This is a genomic window from Actinoallomurus oryzae (genome assembly GCF_039541955.1).
Classification (GTDB): domain Bacteria; phylum Actinomycetota; class Actinomycetes; order Streptosporangiales; family Streptosporangiaceae; genus Actinoallomurus; species Actinoallomurus oryzae.
The window spans coordinates 67,566-89,683 of sequence record NZ_BAABHF010000019.1 but is presented as its reverse complement, the minus strand read 5'-3'; the positions used below and the strand labels follow the sequence as shown (position 1 = coordinate 89,683).

The following is a 22,118-nucleotide window of genomic DNA, read 5'->3' as shown; positions in this document are numbered from 1 at the left end:
GACAGCGGGGCTTTGAGACAGCCCCTGGCCTCAGCCGCCGGTGGACGGGTCGCTGGGCAGGTGCTCGGCGAACTCCCGGTAGAAGGTGTCGATGTTACGCACCGCCTCGATGAAGTCGTCCAGGTTGACGGGCTTGACGACGTACGCGCTCGCGTGGGTGGCGTACGCGGTCGCGACGTCCTCGTCCGCCGCGGACGTGGTGAGGACCACCACCGGGATGGCCTTGAGCGCGGGCTCCTGCTTGAGGATCTTCAGCACCTCGGAGCCGTTCATGCGCGGCATGTTGAGATCGAGGACGATGAGGTCCGGGCGCGGCTGGCCGGGGTCGCGCAGGTGCTCCAGCGCGGCGACACCGTCGGGCACCTGCACGAGAGAGCGATCACCCTCGGAGCCGTCGAGCAGGGCCTCCTCGACCAGCAGCGCGTCCGCGGGATCGTCCTCGACGAGGAGGATGCGGTAGGGGCGTACCGGCGCCTGGGCGGCCATCGCGACTCCTGTCCTGGCGGGCTCACACCGCGAGCCCACAGCGGGTATGGGGGCGCGCCGGCGACAAATGTCATCCGGCGCGGTGGAACCGATTCTATGGGCGTGCCGGCGCGTGATGATCCCGGCATGCCTCATTTATTGTCACACGGCAACAAACTCGATTCGGTCACGGCCGGAGCCGTGCCGAGTGCGCCCGGCGCCGGTTCTCAGTACGGTGCCGTTCGTGATCACGGTGCGGAGACGAGGATCGTACGGTGTGGACGCGCCGTACGCGCTGTTCGGCCTGGCGTGCACGGTCGTCGGGATGGTGTTCGCCGGCATCGGCGTGACGTTCGGCGTGGGCATCGAGTTCGGCTGGATTCCGTTCGCGGTCGCCGCGGTCAATCTGGTCAGCGTGGCGCTGTACCTCCACGCGACGAGGCGGGGCAAGTTCGCGGTCTGGCACGGGCTTCTCGATGATCTCGGCCTGCGCGGCGACGAGCGGCTGCTCGACCTCGGCTGCGGCAGGGGAGCGGTGCTGCTGTTGGCGGCGGAGCGGCTCCCGGAGGGCCGCGCCGTCGGCGTCGACCTGTGGCGCAGCGTCGACCAGTCCGGCAACGCGATCTCCGTCACCGAAGGCAACGCCGAGGCCGAGGGCGTCCGCGACCGGATCGAGTTGCGGACCGGTGACATGACCGCGCTGCCGTTCGACGACGCGTCGTTCGACGTGATCGTCTCCAGCCTCGCCATCCACAACATCAAGGGCGCCGACGGCCGGGCGCGCGCCATCGATGAGGCCGTACGCGTGCTGCGGCCCGGCGGGCGGCTGCTGATCGCCGATATCTCGGCGGCCGACGCGTACCGGCGCCGCCTGACGGAGCTGGGCCTGGCGGACGTCCGCCTCCGCCCGCTGGGGTGGCGCATGTGGTGGGGCGGGCCGTGGATGAGCACCCGCGCCGTCAGCGCCGTCAAACCGGCCTGATCCGCCCCCGCCGGCACCCGGCCGGTCATGAGTCCTCCTGCGTCGGGGAGGGTGACCACAGGGGCGCGTCTTTTGATTCCCTTGCTGCGCTCGGTCATGCGGGGACGAGTCCGGTCCAGGCGGACAGCCGCCGCCGCGACGCCTCCCACAGGGCCGCCGCCCGGCGTGCCGCCGGCCCGGCCAGGCGGCCGGCCCGCTTCACCACCACACCGTCGACGATCACCGTGTCGACGTCGGCGGCGTCCGACTCGAGTACGACGGCGGCAGGATCCCGCCACGACGCCATCGGGCCGTCCACGATGACCAGGTCGGCGCGCTTGCCTGGGCTGATGGTGCCGATGCGGTCAGCGAGACCCAGCGCCGCCGCACCGGCGACGGTCGCGAGCCGGAGCGCGTCCCGGGCGGTGAGATGGACCGGCGTCTCGCCGTGCGTGGACCTGGCGGCGATCGCGCGCTCGCGCTCGCTCGCGAGGGCCCTTCGCATCTCCGCGAACAGCCCGGAGGCACCGCCTGCCGCCATGTCGGTGCCGAGGGCCGGCAGCAGCCCGTGCGCGATGGCGCGGCCGGTGATCGGGAACCGGCTCGTTCCGGTCGACCTGGCCATGGACACGTCGGCCGTCGGGCACGCCACGATCGAACCGCCGGTGACCGCGATCCGGTCCAGATCGGCGGCGGAGAGCCGCGTGCCGTGGGCGTGGTGCACGTCGGGGCCGAGCAGGCCGAGCCGGTCGAGGGTCTCGATGGTCCGCGACCGGGCCAGGTACGCCGGGAGTCCGGAGCGGATGCTGATCGGTACGCCCAGCTCGCGTGCCAGCCGGAAGTCGGCCGCGGTGACCTCCGGGGTGGAGAACTCCGGCCCCCGCAGGGCCAGGCCCATCGTGACCCGCGCGGTGTCGTCGCCGAGCAGCTCGGACCGTACGCGCCGGACGTCGGACGGGTGTGGCACCGTGCTCTGCACGAACCACTTCATGACGTCCTCGCCGATCGGCGGCCCGTACAGGAACAGCGCCCGGATCCCGGAGTCGCGCAGGGCCCGTACGTTCTCGTCGGCGTGGGCCGGCGTCGTGATGATGTGGGACCAGTCGGCGACCGTCGTGACCCCGGAGTCGATCGCCCGCAGGGCGCCCCAGAGCACACCCGCGTAGACGTCCTCGGGCCCGTACCGGTCGGGAAGCTCGGCGAGCACGGTCCCCAAGCAGTTCTCCGGGGACGTCTCGCCACTGATCGCGCTCTGCCAGACGTGGCGGTGCGCGTCGACCAGGCCGGGAACGACGATCTTCCCGGCGGCGTTGACGATCCTGGCGCCGGGCGCCTCCAGCCCTCGGCCGACCGCCTTGATCGTGTCACCGTCGATCAGTACGTCGCCGTCGGGAATCTCGCCGATCGACTCATCGAGGCTGGTCACATGGCCGGAGCGGATGAGTAGGGTGGACATGTTCCTCCAGGTGGATCAGGGTGTGCGCCGGTCTGCCCCGCCGTGACCCCGGGCGACGAGTTCCTGTGCCATCTCCAATGTTTCGCCCCCCTGTCCATCGATGTCCAACATCAAAGTCGGATGACTCGATCTGAATCAGAGATGATGGGATCACATGGACACGCGGAAACTCGAGGTGTTCCTGGCCGTCGCCGAAGAACGGAGCTTCACCAGGGCGGCCGAACGTCTGCACATCGTGCAGTCGGGCGTCTCCACGTCGGTGCGGTCGCTCGAGCGTGAGCTCGGGGCGCCGCTGTTCGACCGCACGAAGCAGCGCGTCACCCTCACCGAGGCGGGGCGGGCGCTGGCGCCCGAGGCGAGGCGGGTGCTGTCCGCCGCACGGCACGCGCGGCAGGCGGTGCAGGAGGCCGGCGGCGGGCTGCGCGGCACGCTGGAACTGGGCGTGCTGTTCGGCGTCACCCCCGATCACATCCGCGAGTCACTGGCCGTCTTCCGCGAGCGGTTCCCCCTGGTGGAAATCCGGCTGCGGGCGCCCGAGGCGCGCGGGACCGTGGGCCACATCGAGCGGCTGCGCGAGGGCAGCATGGACCTGGCCGTGCTGATCACCATCGGCACGGTGCCCGGCATCGATCTGTACCCGCTGACAACGGGTGAGGTCGTGCTCGCGTGCCCGCCCGGCCACCGCCTCGCCGAGGCCCGGTCCATCGATCTCCACGACGTGATCGAGGAGACGTTCATCGACTTCCCGCCCGGCTGGGGCGTACGCGGCGTGGTCGACCGGGCGTTCGTCACCGCCGGGATCCAGCAGCGGCACACCACGTTCGAGACGGCCGACATGTCGAGCATCCTGGACCTCGTACGCCTCAGGGTCGGCATCGCCTTCGTGCCGGTCCCGATCACCGAGAACGTCAAGGACCTGCGGTTCGTCCCGGTACGGCCGCGCCCGCCGACGTACGAGATCGCCATCGCCGCCTCCTGCGCGCGCCGGCCCAGCCCGGTGTCCCGGCAGTTCCTGCGCATCGTGCTGGCCAGTGACGACGACACCGCGGCGGCGGCCTGGCGCCGCCGCCGCGGCACTCACACCGACGAGTAGTCCCGCGGTTCGACGGGACCGGCCCCTGACCGCATCCGGTGACGCTTGCCTTTGCTGCTTGTTACGCGACTGTGTCATGAATAGTCTGAGGCGGACCTTGCCCCCGGGATCCGGCACTTTCATCTCCCACCGAGGAAGGCCCCCGCCATGGCCCACCGCATCCCCGTCCGCACACTGACCTGCGCCGCCACACTCGCCGTCTCCGCGGCCGTGGTCCCGTCGGCCCACGCCGCGCCACGCCCCCTCGCACAGATCGTCCTGCACTACGACGACAGCCAGGCCGCGGAGTTCCGCAGCGCCGTCGTCGCCGGCGCGAACTCCTGGAACGCCAGCGTCCAGAACGTGCGCCTGGTCGAGGCCACCGCAGGCCAGACCGCCGAAATCAAGATCGTCGCCTACGACGGCTGGCCGGAGACGACACTCGGCCCGGCCCGCCCCGGCGGCCGGCACAGCACGGTCTACTTCGGCCGCGAGGCGGTGAATGAGGGCTACAACACGATCCGCATCGCCGCACACGAACTGGGCCACAGCCTCGGCCTGCCGGACAACAAGCCGGGCCCGTGCTCGTCCCTGATGTCCGGCTCGACCGGCGGCGTATCCTGCACGAACGCGACACCGAACGCCGCGGAACGAGCCGCCGCCGACGCCAACTACGCGAGCCCCGCGGCCGTGCCGCCGGCGAGCCTCGCCCTGATCGTCGACGCCCCCTGACGCGCCCGCTCCACCCATCGCGCCCGCCGTCCTTCCAAGGGACGGCGGGCGCTGCGTGCCGCCCACCCACCGACGTCCGCTCGTCTCCGGCCGTGTCCTTGCCGACCGTGAGCACCGGTCCTCCAAGCGCGCCGAGCCGTCGCGGCCGGGCTCAGCATGTGGAGCCGATATGGCGGGCGACGCTGACCCGGAAGTGCCGGTGGACCCCAGCCGCAATGGTGCGTCATAGGTGATCAGTCAGCGAGTCCTCGCCCAGGTGGTAGACGTCCCTGCGCCCGGCGGTTTCGGGCTGGTGCTGGAAGGCGATGTTCCGGCCGGTGGCCCTCGCCTCGGCCAGGTCGCCGCCAACCGGTTGTATCAGCGAGATGTGCCACGCCCTGTTGCGGCGCCTCTTTTCCTTCGTGACGGTGCCCGGCCGCTGCATTCAGTCCCCGACCCGACTGATTTCCTTTCGCGGTCGGGACCGATCCGGCCACCAATGGTTTCCTGAACCATGTCCTGATGTGGACGACGGCCCCACCTGGTCTACGCACCAAAACCAGTTAGCTGCGAAGTCATCCAGAGCCGAACGACCTGATCGCCGAGAGTAGCGAATAGAAGCACAGTGTAGTTTGACCGTTTTTCTTAACCCGGAGATACTCGATTATCCGTTTGAAAGGTAGGAATCCCAAAGGGCGTCTTCTGCGGAAGTCGGCCCACACTCTGTTGCCGTCATGGTCGGATTCGTGAAGTCGCCGGCCTAGTACCTCCCTGCGTTGTCGTACGGCCTTTGTCTGCTGCCGTGATCCCGCCAGATATCGATCCGCGCCGGCTCTGGCCGAATCGCCGTTCCTTAGTGGAACGGTCCTCCTGTTGGAAGTGCATGATGCCGGCGGCATGGTGTCCGCCTCATTTTACATGGCCGAAAAGGTGTCAAATGAAACTTCATCGACGCTGGATCTTACTCGTCTGTATGAGCATGGTCTGTTCGCTCTGCCTGCCGGCGACGCTGGCCACGGCATCGACACCTGGGCCCACCGGCGCGGGGAAGAAGGCGACGCCGTCCGCCGCGGGCGGCACCATCGACGCGCGGCAGCGGGATTCGGTGTTACCGAAGGGCTGGCGCACTTCGGGCGATGTCACGTGGACCACGGTTGGTGATGCGACCGGCCTGCACCTGCTGGCGGCGGACGCGTCCAGCGGCTACACCTGGCGCACGGTCGCGACGCTGGCGGAGCCCGGGCTCGACGCCGATCAGTGGATCGGGAACGCCTGCCTCACGGCCTCCGGGCGACGGGCCGTCGTCGTGTACGCCCCGCGGACGTTCACGAACACGGCGGAGCTCGCCCGCCGGGGAGCCTTTACGGCGGTAGTGGACATGAGGTCGGGGGCGGTGAAGAAACTCCCGATCACAACGAGCCTGTCTTATTTCAATCCGGGGTGTGGGACGGGTGAGTCCGCCATTCTTACTCAGGAAGGTGATGAGGATCTCGGTGCCACCCGGCTGGTCCGTCTTGACACGGCGACCGCCCGGACCGGCAGGGCGCTGAAGATCAAAGGTCAGGTCACGTCGGCCGTACCGACCGATAGCGGCATCACGGCGGCGTATGGAAAACTCCTCGCCCGGTTCAGTGCGACCGGAAAGATGACGCCACTGGCAGCCACCGCCAACGTTCCGTTCGACCTGCGGGCCGACGGTCAAGGCGGCGTGAGTTATCTGGACCGATTGAACAACCAGGTCCGGGTCCAGCGGACCGTCGGAAAGCAGACCTCGACGCTCGCGAACGGTGCCCTCGGTAAGGTCGGGCTGCAGGCGGGCACCGGCGGAAAGGTGTTCATTACCGGTAGCCCCTCCGAACTCGCCGCCCTGCCGTCGGCCGTGCGGCATCTGAACGTGTCGACGACCGCTCAGGTCTCGACCCGCGGCGGGCTCGTCCTGACACGTGTGGATTCGAGTTATGCGGCCATGCGCGAGGTGGGCGCTCCGGTCGAGGCCGACCGCCCGGAGATCGTACGGATGCGGGCGGTCGTCCCGGCGACCGGGAAGACGGTGGGTTTCGACGTGCGGCCCGGAAAACGGGTGAGCGGGCGGTACGCCGACGGCCGCAAGCCCGTCCGCCTGGCCGGCGCGGCACCGGATCGAAAGATGGGACGCGCGGTCGCGGGATCGCCGTCGAACCCCGTGGACGACGACCGGTGGTGTTCGGTGCCGCGTAACGACGTCAAGTCACAGGCCTATCAACCGACGGCACGTCAGGTCGAGTGGGCCGTCGATCTCGCGGTGCTCGGGCAGCTCAACGTGACCCGCCCGGCGAATTATCGAGGGTTCGGGCTGCCGAGCTACACGCCTCAAGGGATGTTCCCCGTCCCGGGGCTGGCCGGCGGCGGCCACGTCCCACCGCAGGTCTTCCTCGGGATCCTGTCCCAGGAATCCAACCTGTGGCAGGCGGACCGTTACTCCGAGCCGGGTGCGTACAGCAATCCGCTGATCGGCAACTTCTACGGCCTCACGAGAGACGACAAGACCGGTGAGATCACCGACTGGACCATTCACTGGGGTCAGGCCGTCGACTGCGGTTACGGCATCTCCCAGATGACCGACGGTATGCGAATGGCCGGTCACGAGAAGTCCGGTGAAACGGCCTTGCCGCTCACGCAGCAGCGAGCGATCGCCCTGGATTACGCCGCCAACATCGCCGCGGGTCTGAAGCTGGTATCGGACAAGTGGAATCAGCTGTACTCGATCATGACGGTGAACAACGCCGATCCCACGCGTATCGAGAACTGGTACTTCGCCACCTGGGCGTACAACAGCGGTTTTCACACTCAGTCGGAAGCCGGACAGAACCACGGCGTCTGGGGGCTGGGATGGTTCAACAATCCGGCCAATCCGCGGTATGATCACGACCGCCTCCCATTCCTCTACAACAATTCCTGGGCTGATGCGGCGCATCCGGAACGCTGGACCTATCCCGAGAAGGTCCTGGGGTTCGCCTCCTGGTCGATCGACACCCCCGACGGGCCGGGATTCCGGCCGGCGTGGTGGAACACCGAAACCCAACGGCTGCAGGCGACACCGCCGGTGAATCAGTTCTGTGACGCCTCCGATGACTGCGAGCCGGGACAGAAATATCCGCCGACCGACCCCGAAATGTCAGGTGAGCCGGCCGGCCCCTGCGCGCACACGTACAACGGTCTGTACGACCTGCACTGTTATTACCATCAATCATCGACCTGGAAGAGCGACTGCGACGATACGTGCGGCCACGAACTGATCCGTTTCGATCCGGGCTATCCGGAACAGCCCGACGGCACCCACTACCCGCCGCAATGTGACCAGCATGCGGGCCTGCCCTCGGGAGCGCTGGTGATCGATGACGTGGCCGGCGGCACCTACATCCCGAGATGCGGTACGTCGGTCGCGAGCTCCGGTACGTTCACGTTCGACTTCGACCCGAACAACACCAACCCCGCGACGTACTCTTCCAAGATCGATCTGCACCAGCTCGGCGGTGGTAGCGGTGGGCACTTCTGGCTCGTTCACACCCGCCCGTCCGGGAGCATATTCGCGGTGAAGGGAAGCTGGACCCTCAACCAGGCGGTCAACGGCTGGGCCCGGGTAATGATCCACACTCCGGACTACGGCGCCCACACCCGTCAGGCCGACTACGTGCTCAACGACGTTCTCCACTCACACCGCGTGGTCGAGCAACGAACCCAGGCCAACAAGTGGGTGTCCCTGGGAGTCTTCAAGTTCGCCGGCACGCCCAAGGTCACGCTGGAGAACGAGACCGAGGACGGCAGCGGTATCGAAGACCTCGCGTGGGACTCCATCGCCATCCAGCCGCTGTCGGCCAAGCCGAAGAACATCGTGGTGTCGCTGGGTGACTCCTACTCCTCCGGCGAGGGAGCGTCCGCGCAGAGCAACCCCAGCGACTACTACAAGGAGACCGATGTCGACGGCCCTGACAAGGCGCCCTGGCGGGACGCCTGTCATCGTTCGCCCAACGCATGGTCCCGGCAGGGGACCCTCGCCGACGACGGCGACAGCGTGGGTTATCGATCCGATCACTGGGACCCGGCACTCGATTACCACCTCATCGCCTGCTCTGGTGCGAAGACCGGCAACGTTCTCTCCGGCGATGTCGCAGGCATCTCCGGAGGATCGGATGAGTACGGTGAGCTCCCTCAGCTGTCCCAGGGATATCTGGACGTCAACACCACGCTGGTGACGATCTCGATCGGCGGAAACAACGCACGCTTCACCGATATCGTCAAGCAGTGCATTTACAGGGCGGGGCCGGAGGTTTGCCAGGACTCGACTCTCTCGGGCGACACGGAGCCACTCAGCTCGGCTGAGCCGACACGCATCAAAGGTCCCGTGCGCGACGCGATGAAGACGGTTCTGCTGGAAATCCATCGCCAGGCACCCAACGCGGAGATCCTGTTCATGGGGTACCCCCGCCTGCTGGACGGCAACGGCCAGTGCATCGTCGGAATCGGTACGGCAGAGGCTCCCTGGATGAACCAAATGGCCGACCTGCTGGATGAGCAGATGAGCGGAGCCGCCGCCGATGCCACCGCGGACGGCGCACCGGTCACTTTCGCCGACCCGCGGAGCTCCTTCGCCGGACAGGCCATCTGCGGTGATCCGGAGACGATCCACGGGATCGTGACTGACCAGACGCCGGGTGATACGGGCGATCCCGTCCTTGGAATTCCCGGACTTCCGGCCGTCTCCGCCCAATCATTCCACCCGAAGATCGCTGGAGCGACGACCTACTCCAGAGTGTTCAGTGCGACGCTGCGGACGATGGGCATGTAGTCGGAATGAAACACCTCGGGGCGGTGGCGGGCGGGCTCGCGTGGCTGCTCGCCACCGCCGCGCTGTGCGGGTGCTCCTCGCCATCCGCCGATGACGAGGCCATAGCCGGCGCGACGAAGCTGGCCCGCGGCGACATCGAACGGGCCGCGAGGTTCGTGGGCTACTGGTCAACATCGTCAGCCGATGCTCACGCCAACTACGAGCTCGCGAGAAAGAACCTGACACAACGGATGTTCGTGGCTCGGATGACCCTGCTCCAGAGCCACTTCTCCGAGAGCGTTCAGACCTACGACGTCACGACGACCGAACGTGGGGGAGGGGATAACGGGTTCGGCGGGGGATACACCGAGAAGACGGTGCGCATGTGCGCCCGATTGACATCCCGTCTCTCCTCGACATCTCCTCGCGTCGAGATTTCGAACCTTCGTTGCCCTCCCGGGCTGCCGGACAGAGGGATCGGCGGCCCGATCGACAAGGTCGTCCCCTGGAAACCTCATTAGGCGAGGGACGGCACCGGGCGCTCGACGCCTCTGGTGACTCGCCGGCGCTTCCGGCGCGCCGGCGAGTCCGCGTCGTCCTGGTCAGTTGTAGAAGGTCGCGCTGTGGATGTCGACCGGGTCGGCGGTGTTGCCGGTGGCCACGCCGTACACGGCCACGAAGGCCGAGCCGGTCGAGACCAGGCCGGTGTAGTCACCGATCATCCGACCGGAGCTCGTCAACGGCACCGTCCGCGCGTCGAACGGGCCCTCGATGTGCCGCTCGCGCCACGATGCGGGCTTCGTGCAGTCATTTCCGCAGGTGACAGCCCAGAAGTCGGTGGGCAGGGTGGCGGCGGAGGTGTTGTTGCGGAAGTCGTAGTACGTGATCGCCACCGTGCCACCGGGGGACACGGCGATCGCCGGTACCGCGGCCGAACCCGTGGGCGTCTTGTCCACGCGGACCGGGCCGGACCAGGTCTTCCCGTCATCCGTGGACCGCGCGTACGCGACGTGGAAGGTGCCGTCGGCACTCTGGCTCTGCCAGACCGCGTTCACCACCTTGCTGTTCGGCCGGGCCGCCAGCAGGGGCAGCGTGGCGTTGCGCACCGCGTCACCCGAGTCGTCGGGGTCCGGGATCTTGGTGCCCACGGTGAACGGGGCCGCCACGTTCAGCGTCGGCGCCGACCACGTGGCGCCGCCGTCGGTCGAGCGGATGACCTGGGTGGCGGCGGTGGTGTTGGTCTCCTGGTGCATGCCGATCAGCAGCGTCCCGTCGGCCAGCGGTTCCAGGACGGTGCCGATGACGCCGCTGTCGGTGGGGAAGTCGTACACCTTCTTCGTGGTCCAGGTGCGCCCGTCGTCGGTCGACTTCGCCAGGTAGACCGGCTGGACCCAGTCCCCGTTCGCCTGCGTGTCGACCCGGTCCCAGACCGCGTAGACCACGCCCGGGTGGTACGGGTCGGCGGTGATCGACGGGCGGTCGTTGAAGAACTCCGGGTCGTCGTCCCGCTGCAGGGTCACCGGGGCGTCCCAGTGCTCGCCGCCGTCACCGGACCGCGAAACCAGCATCGCCGTCACCTCGCCGGTGCGCGACAGCGAGAACGACGCGGCCACCGCCGCACCGGACGGCGTGACCGTGACCCAGTGGTCGGTGGTGACGTCGTAGTCCCCGCCGCCTGCGGCGGTACCGCCGTTGCACCGGGAGAACGCGGGCTGGTCCGCCGACGGGTGCCACGTCGCGCCGTAGTCGTCGGACACGGCGGTGACGGCTCCGTTGCTGCCGTACCGGTTCCACCGGTCCTGCTGGTACACCGCCACGAGATGCCCCGGTCGCTTCGGGTCCCGGGCCACCATGGGTTGAACCTCGGTGTTCGGGTTCAGGACATAACCGTCGCCCTCGGGCATCCCGCAGCCCGCCGGCAGCGCACTGGTACCCGATACCGGAACCACGCTGGCAGGGTCAGAACCATCCGCGAAGGCGGACTGAGCCGAGAAGGTGCAGGCGAACACGGTGGCCGCCACGGCCACCACTGACCTGGAAAGTCGTTTCAACGGTGCGTCTTTCCTCATCTTCGATGGGGGTCTCCACAGGGGACGCCGCCACCCGGCCGGGCAGCGTGTCCCAGGAGGCGCCGAATCGGCACAGGCGACGCTACCGTCCCAAGATCATTAAGGGAATGGTCGTCTGCTCCCGCCGCGCGGCCATCACCGCCACGGCGGGGACGGTGATCGGCCACTGGCGCTGATCACAGATCAGGAGCACAGCGCACTCCTGCCGCGACGCCGGGTTCCCCCCGGCCACTTTCGGTCAAGGGCCCGGTTCGGCGAGGCGGCCGAAGGGCGCCTGCCTTGCGTGCACCGCACCGCGCCGGCCGCGACCGGACCGTCTCCACGCTCGACAGCGAGGAGCACTGGCCGGCGACGGACGAGGAGGCCGAAGCCCGGTACTCCGTCGAATGCACCGGCGGCTCGGACGAATTCGAGGCCCTCACGCCACCTGCTCGAGCGGTCTGAAGCGCAGGCCCATCCAGCGCGGGCGAAGCATCGTCACCGAGCCGCGGTCCGGGCGCTGTTCGCCGCGCCGGCGGCACGCGACCGCCATCTCGGACAAACCAGGTATTGACCGGACAGGCCTCGCAACTTAGGCTCCCTCTCAATCTACGAGAAGCATTCTCACTCTATGAGAGTAGGGCGTAGACAGTGAGCCAAGCCGCAGATCGCACCCTCATCCTGTTGGAGCACGTGGCCCGTGCGTCGGGACCCATGGGACTCCTGGAAATCGCCGGGAGAACCGGCTTGGACAAGACGACGTGTTCGCGCCTGCTCGGACTGCTGGTCGCGAGGGGATGGCTCGTCCGTGACACCGAGACGAAGAAGTACTCGGTCGGACCGACCCTGGTGGGGATCAGCATGTCGGCGAGCCTGCCCGACCAGGTGCGGCTGCACTTCTTCCCGCTGCTGCACGAGCTGCGCGAGGCGTCCGGTGAAACGGTGAGCCTGCAGCGTCGCTTCGGCACATTGCGGGTCTGCGTCGCCGGCCTGGAGAGTCAGCACTCGCTCCGCCGGAGTCTGCCCATCGGGAGCTCGATGCCGCTGTCCGCGGGCCCCTCCGGGAAGGCCATCCTGGCGTTCGCGGACACCGAGACGACGGCCGCGGCGTTCGCCGGGCTCGAAGAAGCTCGGCACCAGACGGTGCACGACCACCTGGGGCAGATCCGCAGGACCGGATATCTGTCCACGGACGGCGACCGCACGCCGGGCGTCGGTGCGATCGCCGCTCCGCTGTTCGACCGCGGTGGCGTCTACGGCTCATTAACGCTGGCCGGCCCGAGCTCGCGGTTCGACGCCGCGGCGCGGCAGGCGATGCTGCCGATGCTGCTGCGTGCGGCCCGCGACCTGACCGTCCTGCTCGGCGGCGACACCGGTCGCTACGACGGCTGGACCGCCGCCAACCCACCCAACCAGCTCTGACCCGCACGAGGAGTCATCCACGTGAAGACGGCACCTTTGCCGATCACCATGCTGTTCATCCCGGGGACCGAGAAGGCGAAGTTCGCCAAGATCCCGCAACTGCCCGCTCGCGCGTTCATCCTCGACCTCGAGGACGCCGTGCCGCCGGGAGAGAAGGCCGGGAGCCGGACGCTCGTCGCCGGGGCCATCGACGAGTTCGGCGTCGGCGCGCGCCTGCACGTCCGGGTGAACCCCGTGGACAGCCCCTACCTGGTGGACGACCTTGAGGCGGTCGTTCGTCCGGGCCTGACCGGGGTGAACCTGCCCAAGGCGACCAGCGCCGCCGACATCCAGGTGGTCGACCGGCTGATCGAGGCCTTCGAACGCCGCGCCGGCCTGCCCGTCGGCGAAATCGAGATGATGGCGACGGTCGAGACCGTCAAGGGCGTACGGCAGGTGTTCGAGATCGCCGCTGCGGCGCCCCGGCTGAAGCGGCTCTGCTTCGGTGCGGGTGACTTCTCCCTGGACGTCGGCGTCGACTGGCCGCACGAGGACGGTGTGACCGGCGAGACGCTGCTGTTCGCCAAGAGCCAGCTGGTCCTCGCCTCGCGGATGGCCGGCCTGGAGCCGCCGCACGACTCGGTGTACCCCAGGTACGACGACCTCGACGCGCTGCGCCGCGAGGCGACGGAGTCCCGCCGCCTGGGCTTCCTCGGCAAGCACGCGATCCACCCGTCCCAGCTCCCGGTGATCGATGAGGTCTACCGGCCGAGCACCCGGCAGGTCGAACGCGCCCGCCGGCTGGTGGCGGCGTTCGACGAGGCGGAAGCGCACGGCAAGGGCGCCGTGGGCGTGGACGGCGAGCTCGTCGACTACCCGATCCTCTATCGCGCCCGCGACATCATCGCCGAGGCCGGAGCGTGAGCGCCGCGGAACCCGAGGGCGCCCCGGCCGCGTTGACCGGGCTGCGGGTCGTCGACATGGCCTCGCTCTACGCCGGTCCGCTGATCGCCACCATCCTCGGCGACTTCGGCGCCGACGTCGTCAAGGTCGAGCACCCCCGCGGCGACGACGCCCGCCGCTGGGGCAAGGCTCGGGACGGCGTACCGCTGTGGTGGAAGGTGATCTCCCGCAACAAGGACCTGATCGCGCTCGACCTCCACAAGCCCGACGATCGCGAGATCGCCCGGGACCTCTGCCGCTGGGCCGACGTCGTCATCGAGAACTTCCGGCCCGGCCGGCTGGACTCGTGGGGAATGAGCTACGACGAGCTCGCGGCCGACAACCCGGGGCTCGTCATGGTGAAGGTCACCGGGTTCGGCCAGACCGGCCCGTACGCCGACCGTCCCGGCTTCGGCACCCTCGCCGAGGCGTTCAGCGGGTTCGCCGCGATCACCGGAGCGGCCGACGGTCCGCCTACGCTGCCGCCCTTCGGCCTGGCCGACGGCGTGGCGGCACTGACCGGTGCGTACGCCGCGCTCACGGCGTTGCGGTGGCGGGACAGCCGACCCGACGGCCGTGGCCAGGTGGTGGACCTGAGCCTGTACGAACCCCTGTTCGGTATCCTCGGCCCGCAGGTCATCGAGTACGACCAGCTCGGTATCCTGCAGAAACGCCGGGGCAACCGGTCCCCGCGGACCGCGCCGCGCAACGCCTACCGGACCGCCGACGACCGTTGGGTGACGCTCTCGGCGGGCACCCAGCAGATCGCCAACCGAATCTTCACCGCCATCGGCCGGCCCGAACTGGCGGACGACGAGCGCTTCTCCCAGCCCGCCGCCCGCTCGGCCAACTCCGAGTTGGTCGACGGCATCGTGGCCGACTGGATCGCCGAACAGCGCCTTGCCGACGTCCTGGAGGCGTTCGAGCGAGCACAGGCTCCCATCGCGCCGGTGTACGAGACCGACCAGATCGTCCGCGACCCGCAATACCTCGCCCGCGAGACCGTCGTGTCCGTACCCGACGCCGACCTCGGCCGGATCCGGATGCAGAACGTGATCCCCAAGCTCTCGCGGACCCCTGGCCGCATCCGCCGGACCGGTCCCGCCGAGGTCGACGCCGACCGCGACGCGGTGCTGGCCCGCCTGAACACAGAGCAGGAGTGAACGACATGGTGAGTGCCCCGGCACCCACGGCACGCCCCGGCGCGCAGGGCAGCCTGCCGCCTCCCTCGTCGCTGTGGAACGACCTGCTCGGCGAGGACGAGCGCGCCCGGCTGGCCCACGGAAGGTTCGCCCGCCGCTCGGGGTTCGGGAAGCGCCCGGCGGTCGTCGTGATCGACGCACAGAACTACATGCTGGGGCCGATCGGCGACGAGCCCTATGAGTACGTGTCCTCCTGCGGCGAGGCCGGCCGGGCGGGGGCACGCCAGATCGCCCGGCTCCTCGACGCGGCACGCGAGGCCGGCGCGCCCGTGTTCTACACGCGGTTCGAGCTGGCCCGCGATGGTTCCGACATGGGCGCCTACCGGCGCAAGCGGGACCTGGTGGAGTCCGAGGGCTGGTGCCTGGAGGACAGCTTCGGCGCCGCCATCGCCGACGTCGTGGCCCCGAAGGACGGCGACATCGTCATGGTCAAGAAGAAGCCGTCCGGGTTCGTCGGCACCCCGCTGCTCGGTCTGCTCATCGACCGGGGCGTCGACACGGTCATCGTGGTCGGCGGCTCGACCAGCAACTGCGTGCGGGCCACCGCGGTCGACGCCGTCTCGCTGAACTTCCGCGTCGTCGTCCCGGCCGACTGCGTCTTCGACCGCGTCGGCGTCTCCCACCGGGTGGCGCTCTTCGACCTGGACCGCCAGTACGGAGACGTCATGTGGTGCGACGAGGTGATCGCGGCGCTGCGCGAAGGGCCGACGACATGACCGCCGGGATGGGCCCGCGTCGTGACCTCGTCGGGTACGGTCGCCGGCCTCCGCAGGGCACCTGGCCGGGCGGGGCACGGGTCGCGCTCAACGTCGTGGTCAACGTGGAGGAGGGGTCGGAGCGGTCGATGGCCGACGGCGACGGCCGGGGCGAAGGCCTTGGTGAGGTCCCGCGCGCCGTCGACCCCGACTACCGCGACCTGGGTACCGAGTCGGTCTATGAGTACGGCAGCCGAGCCGGGATCTTCCGGTTGCTGCGGCTGTTCGACCGCCTCGGCGTGCGGACCACCGCGTTCGCCGCGGCGATGGCGCTGGAACGCAACCCCGACGCGGCCGCCTGGCTGGTCGAGTCCGGCCACGAGGTCTGCGCACACGGATACCGCTGGTCCGAGGCGTGGACGATGAGCCGGGAGGAGGAGGCGCAGGCGATCGCCGCCGCGGTGGAGTCCATCACGGCCACGTGCGGGCAGCGGCCGCTCGGCTGGTACTCGCGCTGGATGCCGAGCATCCACACCCGGCGACTCCTCATGGAGGAGGGCGGGTTCCTCTACGACGCCGACGCCTACAACGACGACATCCCGTACTACGCGCCGGTCGAGGACGGCTGGCAGCTCGTCGTGCCGTACTCCATGACCTACAACGACAGCTTCTACCACTACGGCCACCTCGGCGGGCCGAGTGACTTCGTCGACTACTGCCGTCGCGCCCTGGACTATCTCGCCGAGGAGGACGACGGGGCGCCGCGGCTGATGTCCGTCGGCCTGCATCCGCGACTCTCCGGCCAGGCCGCCCGGGCCTCGGCGCTGGCCGAGTTCCTCGAACACGCCACGAGCCGGGACGACGTGTGGGTGACCACCCGGCTCGACATCGCCCGGTACTGGCGCGAGCACTTCCCGCCACCGGCCGGTGAACCCGAGGCCATCGCATGAGTAAGGGCCTCACCGGCAGGGTCGCGCTGGTCACCGGCGCGAGTGCGGGCATCGGCCGCGGCATCGCAGCGGGCCTGGCCGCCGCGGGTGCGTCGGTGCTCGCGGTCGCTCGCCGCGGCGAACTGCTCGACACGCTGGTGTCCGGCCTGCCCACCGGCGACGGCCGGAAACACGCGACGATCGTCGCCGACCTCGCCGTGTCCTCCGACGTCGACCGGGTGATCTCCGTGGCGGATGGGCGCGGTGCCGACATTCTCATCAACAACGCCGGCAGCTCGGTGCCGGCACCCGTCGGCACCGGCGAGTCCGTGTGGGACGAGACGTTCGCGATCCAGTTCCACACACCACGCCGGATCACCGAGGCGCTCTCCCCGGAGATGCGCCGCCGCCGCTACGGCCGGGTGATCATGCTGGGCGGCACTCTGGAGCCGACGGCCACGCCGAACGCCTCGACGGCGGCCAAGGCGGCGCTCGCCGTATGGGCGAAGGCGTTCTCCAACGCGGTGGCCGCCGACGGCGTGACCGTGAACACGATCATCCCCGGCCGGGTGACCAGCGAACAGATGGTCACCCGCCTGTACCCCGACCCGGGGGAACGAGCCCGGTTCGCCGCCGACCACATCCCGGTCGGCCACTTCGGCGAGCCGAGCGACGTCGCCGCACTGACGGCCTTCCTGGCCGACCCGGCCGCCGGCTACCTCACCGGTGCCGTCATCCCCGTCGACGGCGGCATGCGCCGCCACGCTTTCTGACCCCCTGCTCCTGAGGAGAAGAGATGAAACGAATGGTCACCGGACGCCGGATGGCGGCCGCCTCCATGGCGGGAGTGATGTCACTGGCCGTCGCCGCCTGTGGCTCCGGCGGCAGCGACTCGTCCGGGCCGATCAGGATCGGCGCCCTGTTCCCCACCACGGGCACTCTGGCGACACTGGGGAAGGCCAGCCTCGACGGCGCCCAGATCGCCGTCGACATGATCAACGGCCAGGGCGGCGTCAAGGGTCGCAAGGTCCAGCTCGTCAACGGCGACCCGTCATCGGCCGCCACGGCCGTGAGCGAGGCGACGCGGCTCACCGTCAAGGAACACGTCAAGATCGTTGAGGGCACCTATGCCAGTGACCTGGCACTGGCCGCCTCGGCCGCGGCGGTGCGCAACGGCGCGTTCTACTGGGAGACCGACGCGATCAGCGACCAGCTGACCAGCCGCGGCCTGAAGAACTTCTTCCAGTTCCCCTACGCCGCCTCCTCCAACGGGGCCAACGGCGCCGACATGGTCAAGAACATGATCAACCCGGTGCTCGGCCATCCGGCCAAGGTCGTGGTCGTCCACAACGACTCGTCCTACGGCGCGCTCGTGGCCAAGGGCGCGGAGGACCAGGCGAGGAAGGACGGCCTGACCGTCCTCGGCAACTACTCCTACCCCACCGACACGAACGACCAGTCATCGCTCGCACTGCGGATCAAGCAGGCGGCTCCCGAGGCCGTGATCGCGGCGTCCTACCAGAACGACGCCGTGCTGCTCCTCAAGGCGCTGAACCAGCAGAACGTCAAGCTCGCCGCGTTCATGGGCACCGGCGGCATCTACGGGCTGCCCGCCTTCAAGAGCGCACTGGGGTCGGGTACCGAGGGACTGTTCGACACCGAGGGCAGCGCAAGCGTCCCGGACTCCGCCCTGAACCCCGACGTTCAGAAGCTGCGCGCCACCTTCGTGGACAAGTGGAAGCAGTCGCACGGCGGCGCGGCCCCGACGTTCCTGCCCACCATCGCCTTCGACGCGACCTGGGTGCTGCTCCAGGACGTGCTGGCCAAGGCCAAGTCCGACAGTCCCAAGGACCTGTCGGCGGCGGCGAAGTCGGTCGACCTCGCGCCGGGCTCGACGATTCTCGGCTACGGCGTGAAGTTCAACGCCAAGGGACTCAACGAGCGGGCGTTCGTGGTGGGCATGCAGTGGCAGGGCGACAGCCCGGTCGTGGTCTACCCGCAGAAGTACGCGTCGGCCAAGCCGGTCAAGATCCCGCTCTCGCCGCTGTCCAAGGGATGACCTGAGAGCCGACAAGGAGATCTCGTGACGCTACTGCAACTTGTGGTGTCCGGAGTGCTGCTGGGCGGCCTCTACGCGTTGATCGCCATGGGCCTCACGCTGATCTTCGGCGTGATGCGACTGATCAACTTCGCCCAGGGCGAGTTCATCACTCTCGGCATGTACGCCGCGTACTGGTTCTACATCTCGCTCGGCGGCAATCCGTACCTGTCCATGGTCCTGGTCGTCCCGGCGGCGCTGCTCGGCGGGTGGATCCTCGAGCGCACCCTGTTCCGCCGGATGGGCTCGGCACCGCCCGCCATGCAGATGCTCGTCACCTTCGGCCTGTCGCTGGCGTTGCAGAACGCCATGCTGCTCGCGTTCGGCGGGGACTACCGGTCCGCGTCGTCCTCGTTCGCCAAGAGATCGCTGCACCTCGGCGGGATCGACGTGGGCGTGGGGCAACTCGTCGCGTTCGCCGCGTCCATGGCGATCGGCGTCGGGCTGATCATCGCGCTGCGGCACACCCGTACCGGCCGGGCGCTGCGGGCCGTGCAGGAGAACCGGTACGCGATCCAACTGGTCGGGGTGAACGTGGAACGGCTGTTCGCCATCGCCTTCGCCATCGGCATCTGCCTGGCCGCGGTCGCCGGTGTGCTGATCGCGCCGAACTACTTCATCTCGCCCACGGTGGGCGGCGGGCTGGTGTTCACCGGGTTCGTCGTCGTGGTGCTGGGCGGTCTGGGCAGCCTCGGCGGCGCCATCGTGGGCGGCATGATCATCGGCATCGTGGAGTCGCTGTCCGGCTTCTACCTGCCGGGCGGTCTGAAGGACTCGTTCTCCCTCGCGGTGTTCATCGTCGTTCTACTGCTGCGCCCGGCCGGCCTGTTCGGCCGCCGCGGCGCGGAAGAGGTGGGCTTCAAATGACCTCGAACTCCGTCCCCACCACCGTGGACGAGCCACCGCGTACGACACCGGTCACCGTGCCCGGTGTGGGCTGGCGGGATCGGCTGCCGGTCCGGCTCGGCACGCCGCTCGTCGCCGGCCTCGTCCTGCTGGCGGTCCTGGCGCTGGCCGTCGGGCCCAACGCCTACCTCGCGGGGATCGTGATCGAGACCCTGTTCTGGATCACGGCCGCGAGCGCGTGGAACGTGCTCGGCGGCTACACCGGGATGCTCTCTCTGGGGCATGCCCTGTTCATCGGCGTCAGCATGTACGCGGTGACCTACGCGGTGAACCACGGCTGGTCGTGGTGGGCGGCGACGCCGCTCATCGTCGTCGCCATGACGGTCATCGGCACCCTGCTGCTGTTCCCCGGTTTCCGTCTGCGAGGGCCGTTCTTCTCCCTCGCGACCTTCGCCCTGCCGCTGATCGCGACGACGCTGGCCGTGTACGCCAAGGGGCTCACCGGGGGCTCGCAGGGAGAGACCTGGCCGGTCAACCCGTCGGGTGGCCAGTTCGTCTTCGTCAGCCGGGTGCCCTACCTGCTCGTCATCGGGGTGATCGCGCTCGTCTCCGTCCTCGTGTCGGTGTTCATCGACCGGCGCGCCATCGGGCGGCGGATGCGTGCGGTCGCCGACGACGACGTGGCCGCCGAGGCCGCGGGTGTCCCGGCCACTCGTACCCGGCTGATCGCCACGGCGACCAGCATCGCGCTGTCGTCCCTCGCAGGGTGCTTCTACGTCACCTACGTCGCGTTCGTCGACCCGACGAGCGCGTTCGCGCTGGACGTGTCGCTGAAGGTCGTGCTGCTGGCCATCCTCGGTGGTCTCGGGCGCAGCTACGGTCCGCTGATCGGAGCGATCATCTTGATCCCGGCCGATTCGTGGCTGGCCGGTGCCTTCCCGGGAGGCGTGCATCTGCTGCTGTACGGCGCGTTGCTCGTGGTGCTGGTGCTCTTCCTGCCCCAGGGAATCCTCGGTGGCGCGAGTCAACTGCTCGTCCGGCTGAGGAGGCGGCGCGCATGACATCACCTCTACTGGACGTGCGTGGGCTCACCAAGCAGTTCGGCGGCGTGAAGGCGGTCAACGGCGTCGACCTGTCGCTCGACGAGGGCGAGATCGTCGGGCTCATCGGGCCGAACGGGGCCGGGAAAACGACCGTCTTCAACATGCTCTCCGGTACGCTGCGGCCGACCCGCGGGGAGATCCACCTGGCGGGCCGTGAGGTCACCGGCTGGCGCGCGCACCGGGTGTGCGCCGCCGGGATGACGCGCACGTTCCAGGTCGTACGGCCGTTCCGTAGCCTGTCGGTCACCGACAACGTCCTGGTCGGCGCGACCGGCGGTGGTGCGGCGGAGGGCCAGGCCCGGTCGATCGCGGCCGAGACCCTGGAGTTCGTGGGCCTGGCCGCGCAGGCGCACCGGCCGGCCCGCGAGCTGTCGCTCATAGATCTCAAGCGGCTGGAGGTGGCCAGGGCGCTCGCCACCCGGCCGAGGGTGCTGCTCCTCGACGAGGTCTTCGCCGGACTCACCCCGAGGGAGCTCCCGCTCGCCGTGGAACTGGTCCAAGCCATCAGGCGGCGTGGGATCAGCCTCATCGTGATCGAACATCTGATGCAGGTCGTCATGAACCTGTCCGACCGGGTCGTCGTGCTGAACCACGGAGAGGAACTGGCGGTGGGCACGCCGGAAGAAGTCGTCGAGAACCCTGTCGTGATCGAGGCGTACCTAGGAACGGAATACCGCGATGCTCACGGTCTCTGACCTGCGTGCCGGCTACGGGCAACTGGAGGTCCTGCACAGTATCGACCTCACCGTCGACGCGGGTGAGGTGGTGTCTCTCATCGGCGCCAACGCCGCGGGGAAGACCACGACCCTGAACACGCTCGCCGGAGTGCTGCCGCCGTCGGCCGGCTCGATCCTGTTCGACGGAGAGGACATCACCCGGTTGCCCAGCCACGCGCGGGTCGAACGCGGGCTGGTCCTGGTCCCGCAGGGACGGCAGCTGTTCGGGCACATGACGGTCGAGGAGAACATCGACCTCGGCGCGTACACCAAGCGCGCGGCGCGCCACGCCGCCGGCACCCGCGCCGAGGTCTTCGACCTGTTCCCGGTGCTGGCCGACCGGCGCAGACAGCAGGCGGGAACCCTCTCCGGCGGCGAACAGTCGATGCTGGCGATGGCGCGCGGCCTGATGGCCAAGCCGCGACTGCTCATGCTCGACGAGCCCACCGAGGGTCTGTCGCCGCTGCTCGTCAGCCAGACGATGGAACTCGCCGGCACCGTCGCCGAACGGGGGATGACGATCCTCCTCGTCGAACAGAACGTCGTGCAGGCGCTCAAGCGGGCCAAGCGCGGTTACGTTCTGGAGTCAGGAAAAATCACTATGTCGGGAGAATCGGCTGACCTGCTCGCCGATGACGGGCTGCGCGCGGCCTTCCTCGGGCTGTAGGC

21 protein-coding genes are annotated in these 22,118 nt (G+C 69.0%); 18 read left to right on the top strand and 3 right to left on the bottom strand.

Going from position 1 to position 22,118, the window contains the following annotated elements; translation table 11 throughout:
* Positions 1–30: 30 nt before the first annotated feature.
* Positions 31–486 carry a response regulator gene (locus ABEA10_RS14735; protein WP_345463348.1) on the bottom strand — a complete coding sequence of 152 codons (456 nt, stop codon included), beginning with the start codon at positions 484–486 and terminating at the stop codon, positions 31–33.
* A gap of 223 nt (positions 487–709) precedes the next feature.
* Between ABEA10_RS14735 and ABEA10_RS14730 the strand changes: the two genes are divergently transcribed.
* Positions 710–1,447: a class I SAM-dependent methyltransferase gene (locus ABEA10_RS14730; RefSeq protein ID WP_345463345.1), complete on the top strand. Its 738-nt coding sequence runs from the start codon at positions 710–712 to the stop codon at positions 1,445–1,447.
* Between the two features lie 94 nt (positions 1,448–1,541).
* Here ABEA10_RS14730 and ABEA10_RS14725 read toward each other — a convergent pair whose 3' ends face one another.
* Complete coding sequence (locus tag ABEA10_RS14725) at positions 1,542–2,882, bottom strand: amidohydrolase family protein (protein WP_345463342.1); 1,341 nt, start codon at positions 2,880–2,882, stop codon at positions 1,542–1,544.
* Between the two features lie 154 nt (positions 2,883–3,036).
* Here ABEA10_RS14725 and ABEA10_RS14720 point away from each other — a divergent pair, with 154 nt between their 5' ends.
* From ABEA10_RS14720 to ABEA10_RS14705, 4 genes are all read left to right on the top strand, one after another.
* On the top strand, positions 3,037–3,975 hold the full coding sequence (locus ABEA10_RS14720) for a LysR family transcriptional regulator (protein ID WP_345463339.1): 939 nt from the start codon (positions 3,037–3,039) through the stop codon (positions 3,973–3,975).
* Positions 3,976–4,122: 147 nt separating this feature from the next.
* Positions 4,123–4,686: a snapalysin family zinc-dependent metalloprotease gene (locus ABEA10_RS14715; protein ID WP_345463336.1), complete on the top strand. Its 564-nt coding sequence runs from the start codon at positions 4,123–4,125 to the stop codon at positions 4,684–4,686.
* A gap of 916 nt (positions 4,687–5,602) precedes the next feature.
* Entirely contained in the window at positions 5,603–9,490 is a 3,888-nt protein-coding gene (locus ABEA10_RS14710) for an SGNH/GDSL hydrolase family protein (RefSeq protein WP_345463333.1), read from the top strand.
* A 5-nt stretch (positions 9,491–9,495) separates the two neighbouring features.
* Entirely contained in the window at positions 9,496–9,990 is a 495-nt protein-coding gene (locus ABEA10_RS14705; protein ID WP_345463330.1) for a hypothetical protein, read from the top strand.
* Between the two features lie 81 nt (positions 9,991–10,071).
* On the opposite strand, the gene ABEA10_RS14700 is transcribed toward ABEA10_RS14705, so the two are convergent.
* On the bottom strand, positions 10,072–11,418 hold the full coding sequence (locus ABEA10_RS14700; protein WP_345463327.1) for a sialidase family protein: 1,347 nt from the start codon (positions 11,416–11,418) through the stop codon (positions 10,072–10,074).
* Positions 11,419–11,543: 125 nt separating this feature from the next.
* Between ABEA10_RS14700 and ABEA10_RS14695 the strand changes: the two genes are divergently transcribed.
* The 13 genes from ABEA10_RS14695 to ABEA10_RS14635 all read left to right on the top strand — a co-directional run bounded on the left by ABEA10_RS14695 (position 11,544) and on the right by ABEA10_RS14635 (position 22,116).
* Positions 11,544–11,714, top strand: a complete 171-nt coding sequence (locus ABEA10_RS14695; protein ID WP_345463324.1) for a hypothetical protein — start codon at positions 11,544–11,546, stop codon at positions 11,712–11,714.
* Positions 11,715–11,817: 103 nt separating this feature from the next.
* Positions 11,818–11,982 carry a hypothetical protein gene (locus ABEA10_RS14690; protein WP_345463321.1) on the top strand — a complete coding sequence of 55 codons (165 nt, stop codon included), beginning with the start codon at positions 11,818–11,820 and terminating at the stop codon, positions 11,980–11,982.
* 186 nt (positions 11,983–12,168) lie between these two features.
* On the top strand, positions 12,169–12,939 hold the full coding sequence (locus tag ABEA10_RS14685; protein ID WP_345463318.1) for an IclR family transcriptional regulator: 771 nt from the start codon (positions 12,169–12,171) through the stop codon (positions 12,937–12,939).
* Positions 12,940–12,960: 21 nt separating this feature from the next.
* Complete coding sequence (locus ABEA10_RS14680) at positions 12,961–13,842, top strand: HpcH/HpaI aldolase/citrate lyase family protein (RefSeq protein ID WP_345463315.1); 882 nt, start codon at positions 12,961–12,963, stop codon at positions 13,840–13,842.
* On the top strand, positions 13,839–15,023 hold the full coding sequence (locus ABEA10_RS14675; RefSeq protein ID WP_345463312.1) for a CaiB/BaiF CoA transferase family protein: 1,185 nt from the start codon (positions 13,839–13,841) through the stop codon (positions 15,021–15,023). Before ABEA10_RS14680 ends, ABEA10_RS14675 begins: the two co-directional genes overlap by 4 nt.
* A 5-nt stretch (positions 15,024–15,028) precedes the next feature.
* Positions 15,029–15,778 (top strand): isochorismatase family protein, encoded by a 750-nt coding sequence (locus ABEA10_RS14670; RefSeq protein WP_345463308.1) that lies wholly within the window; start codon positions 15,029–15,031, stop codon positions 15,776–15,778.
* Positions 15,775–16,707: a polysaccharide deacetylase family protein gene (locus ABEA10_RS14665; protein ID WP_345463305.1), complete on the top strand. Its 933-nt coding sequence runs from the start codon at positions 15,775–15,777 to the stop codon at positions 16,705–16,707. Before ABEA10_RS14670 ends, ABEA10_RS14665 begins: the two co-directional genes overlap by 4 nt.
* Positions 16,704–17,459, top strand: a complete 756-nt coding sequence (locus ABEA10_RS14660) for an SDR family oxidoreductase (RefSeq protein WP_345463302.1) — start codon at positions 16,704–16,706, stop codon at positions 17,457–17,459. The genes ABEA10_RS14665 and ABEA10_RS14660 overlap by 4 nt, the downstream gene beginning before the upstream one ends.
* A 23-nt stretch (positions 17,460–17,482) precedes the next feature.
* The gene (locus ABEA10_RS14655; RefSeq protein ID WP_345463299.1) at positions 17,483–18,745 is read left to right on the top strand and encodes an ABC transporter substrate-binding protein; all 1,263 of its coding nucleotides are present in this window, start codon (positions 17,483–17,485) and stop codon (positions 18,743–18,745) included.
* 24 nt (positions 18,746–18,769) lie between these two features.
* Positions 18,770–19,651, top strand: coding sequence for a branched-chain amino acid ABC transporter permease (locus tag ABEA10_RS14650; RefSeq protein WP_329237277.1), 882 nt, complete (start codon positions 18,770–18,772; stop codon positions 19,649–19,651).
* Positions 19,648–20,691 carry a branched-chain amino acid ABC transporter permease gene (locus ABEA10_RS14645; protein ID WP_345463294.1) on the top strand — a complete coding sequence of 348 codons (1,044 nt, stop codon included), beginning with the start codon at positions 19,648–19,650 and terminating at the stop codon, positions 20,689–20,691. Before ABEA10_RS14650 ends, ABEA10_RS14645 begins: the two co-directional genes overlap by 4 nt.
* Positions 20,688–21,428, top strand: coding sequence for an ABC transporter ATP-binding protein (locus tag ABEA10_RS14640; RefSeq protein ID WP_345463291.1), 741 nt, complete (start codon positions 20,688–20,690; stop codon positions 21,426–21,428). Before ABEA10_RS14645 ends, ABEA10_RS14640 begins: the two co-directional genes overlap by 4 nt.
* Positions 21,412–22,116 (top strand): ABC transporter ATP-binding protein, encoded by a 705-nt coding sequence (locus tag ABEA10_RS14635; RefSeq protein ID WP_345463288.1) that lies wholly within the window; start codon positions 21,412–21,414, stop codon positions 22,114–22,116. Before ABEA10_RS14640 ends, ABEA10_RS14635 begins: the two co-directional genes overlap by 17 nt.
* Positions 22,117–22,118: the final 2 nt, after the last annotated feature.